Source organism: Pseudomonas sp. P7779 (assembly GCF_013386315.1).
GTDB lineage: Bacteria > Pseudomonadota > Gammaproteobacteria > Pseudomonadales > Pseudomonadaceae > Aquipseudomonas.
Genome location: NZ_JACARZ010000010.1, coordinates 1 through 2,565, shown reverse-complemented (window position 1 = coordinate 2,565; position 2,565 = coordinate 1). Strand labels below are relative to the sequence as shown.

Annotated in this window: 3 protein-coding genes; all 3 read right to left on the bottom strand. The window is 59.6% G+C overall.

From position 1 onward, the window contains the following. Nucleotides 1-110: 110 nt before the first annotated feature. From HX869_RS03855 to HX869_RS03845, 3 genes are read right to left on the bottom strand one after another with little or no spacing between them, the layout of a single operon-like run. Nucleotides 111-902, bottom strand: a complete 792-nt coding sequence (locus HX869_RS03855; RefSeq protein WP_003220035.1) for an ABC transporter ATP-binding protein — start codon at nt 900-902, stop codon at nt 111-113. Between the two features lie 17 nt (nt 903-919). Further along, a complete protein-coding gene (locus HX869_RS03850) occupies nt 920-1,657 on the bottom strand; it encodes an ABC transporter permease (protein ID WP_102369535.1) in 738 nt (245 codons plus the stop codon). A 16-nt stretch (nt 1,658-1,673) separates the two neighbouring features. Continuing rightward, on the bottom strand, nt 1,674-2,396 hold the full coding sequence (locus HX869_RS03845; protein ID WP_003220032.1) for an ABC transporter permease: 723 nt from the start codon (nt 2,394-2,396) through the stop codon (nt 1,674-1,676). Nucleotides 2,397-2,565: the final 169 nt, after the last annotated feature.

The window sequence follows — 2,565 nt, the reverse complement described above, 5'->3', positions numbered from 1 at the left end:
CAACTGGGTGTGCCTGATGCACCGAGGTGTCTGCATCGCCGGCAAGCCAGCTCCTACAGAAAAGCAGCTCTGCCTTCGCTCTGGATCTTGCCTTTGCTTTTAACACTCCACTACTCCGCACTACGCTGCGTATGACTCGATACAAACTGCCGAAACCGCTCAGTCGGCAACCCCTCAAACAACTCCGCCGGGGTGCCCTGGGCATCAATCAACCCATTGGCCATAAACACCACCCGATTGGACACATGCCGCGCAAACCCCATCTCATGGGTCACCACCAACATGGTCCGCCCTTCCTCGGCCAGCGACCGCATCACCCGCAACACCTCCCCCACCAACTCCGGGTCCAGCGCCGACGTCGGCTCATCAAACAACATTACTTGCGGGTTCATCGCCAACGCCCGGGCAATCGCCACCCGCTGCTGCTGCCCACCCGACAAATGCGCCGGGTAATAATCACGGCGATCATAAAGCCCCACCTTGTGCAGCAGTTGCTCAGCTTCCTCCACACACTCGGCCTTCGAACGCTTGAGCACCCGCATCGGCCCCTCGATGACATTTTGCAAAACCGTCATATGCGACCACAGGTTAAAACTCTGGAACACCATGCCCAGCTTGCTGCGCATGGTCTCCACCTGCCGCGTGCTGCCAGGCAACAACCGACCGTTGCGCTGGCGCTTGAGCTCGATGGTTTCGCCGTCGAGCACAATACTGCCCTCGTCCGGGGTTTCCAGCAGGTTGATACAACGCAGGAAAGTGCTCTTGCCCGAACCGCTGGCACCGAGGATGGAAATCACGTCACCTTTGTGAGCCTCCAGCGAAATCCCCTTGAGAACCTGTGCCGAACCGAAAGCCTTGTGAATGTTGTTAACCGTAAGGGCGCTCTGAATCTGAGTACTCATGACAAGCTCCGCTGCAATCAGGAATGAGAAATAGGTTCGGGGGTTTGCTTGACCGGCAGGTCTTTCGGCCGCTCACGCAGATGGGGCGACAGACGATGTTCAATCCAGGCCACCACACGCACCACCAGGAAATTCAGGATCAGGTAGATCAACGCCGCACAAATGAACACTTCCATGGTGCGGTAGGTACGCTGGATGATTTGTTGCGCCACGCCGGTGACGTCCCACACGGTGACCAGGCTGGCCAGCGCGGTGGACTTGACCAGCAAAATGGCCTCGGTGGAATAGGCCGGAAGCGCCTGGCGCAAGGTGACCGGGCCGATCACTCGCCACAGCAGGGTCCAACGCCCCATGCCTACCGCCTGCCCCGCTTCGATCTGCCCTTGAGGCACGCTCAGCAGGCCACCGCGAATGATTTCAGCGGTGTAACCGGCGGTGCACAGCGCCAGGGAGACCACGGCGCAGCCATAAGGCGACCTCAACACCACCCACAGGAAGCTGTCGCGAATCGCCGGGAACTGCCCCAGGCCGTAATAGATCAGGAACATCTGGATCATCAGCGGCGTGCCGCGAAACAGCATGATGTAGAAACGCGCCGGGTAGCTGAGGAATGGCCAGCGGCTGACGCGCATGGACACCACGCCCAGCGACAGCAGCAACCCCAGGGTCAGGGACGAAAAAAACAAGGCCAGGGTGATGGGCAAGGCACCCAGCAACTTGAGCATGGTGTCGGCAAGAAAGGCGAAATCGATCATGGCAAACGGTCCCTTCTCACGACTGTGCAGGATTGCGCCGCTGCGTACGCTGTACGCGCGCTTCGGCAATATTGAAAAGACGGCCCGAAAGCCCGGTCAGAATCAGGTAGCACACGCCGCCGACGATGTAGAACGTGAAGTACTGGCGCGTGGAACCCGCCGCCACCTGGCTGGCGCGCATCAGTTCCACCAGGCCAATCACCGAAATCAGCGCGGAGTCTTTCAGGCTCATTTGCCAGACGTTGCCCAGGCCCGGCAGCGCGTACCGCCAGATCTGCGGGATCAGCACCCGGCGAATCCGCGTTGCGCGGTTCATGCCGATCGCCAGTGCTGCCTCAAGCTCACCCTTGGCCACCGCGATAAAGGCACCGCGATAGACCTCAGCCTGATACGACGCCGAGATCAATCCGACGGCGATGGCCCCCACCATGAACGGCGGGACATCGACATAGCCTTCACCGCCAAACCAGTGATTGACGGCCGTCACCACACTGGCACCGCCGAAATAGAACAGGTAGATCACCAACAGCTCCGGAATCCCCCGGAACAGGATGGAATAGGCATCCCCCAGGTATCGCAAGGCACGCTTTTTGGAAAGCTTGGCCATGGCCACCAGGCTGCCGACCAGCGCACCGACCACCAGCGCCGCAAGGGTCAACAACACGGTCATGAGGGCGGCCTTGAGCAAGGCCATCCCCCAACCCGTGTCGCCAAAACTGAGCATCTGCATGAGACTCATCAAGTCACTCCTACCGAAAACACATAAAGCACCGGAACCTTGAAATCCGTCTCAACCTGCCCGACGTCCATGAAGCAAAGGGTGCAACTGGCTGCCTGGTTTACTTGACCATCGGCAGGTTCAAACCCTGCTCCTTGGCGCAATCAATCGCGATCTGGTAGCCCGCATC

Coding starts and splice junctions, on each gene's coding strand:
- HX869_RS03855 (WP_003220035.1), bottom strand. CDS start 902: ATGAGTACTCAGATTCAGAGCGCCCTTACGGTTAACAACATTCACAAG.
- HX869_RS03850 (WP_102369535.1), bottom strand. CDS start 1,657: ATGATCGATTTCGCCTTTCTTGCCGACACCATGCTCAAGTTGCTGGGT.
- HX869_RS03845 (WP_003220032.1), bottom strand. CDS start 2,396: ATGAGTCTCATGCAGATGCTCAGTTTTGGCGACACGGGTTGGGGGATG.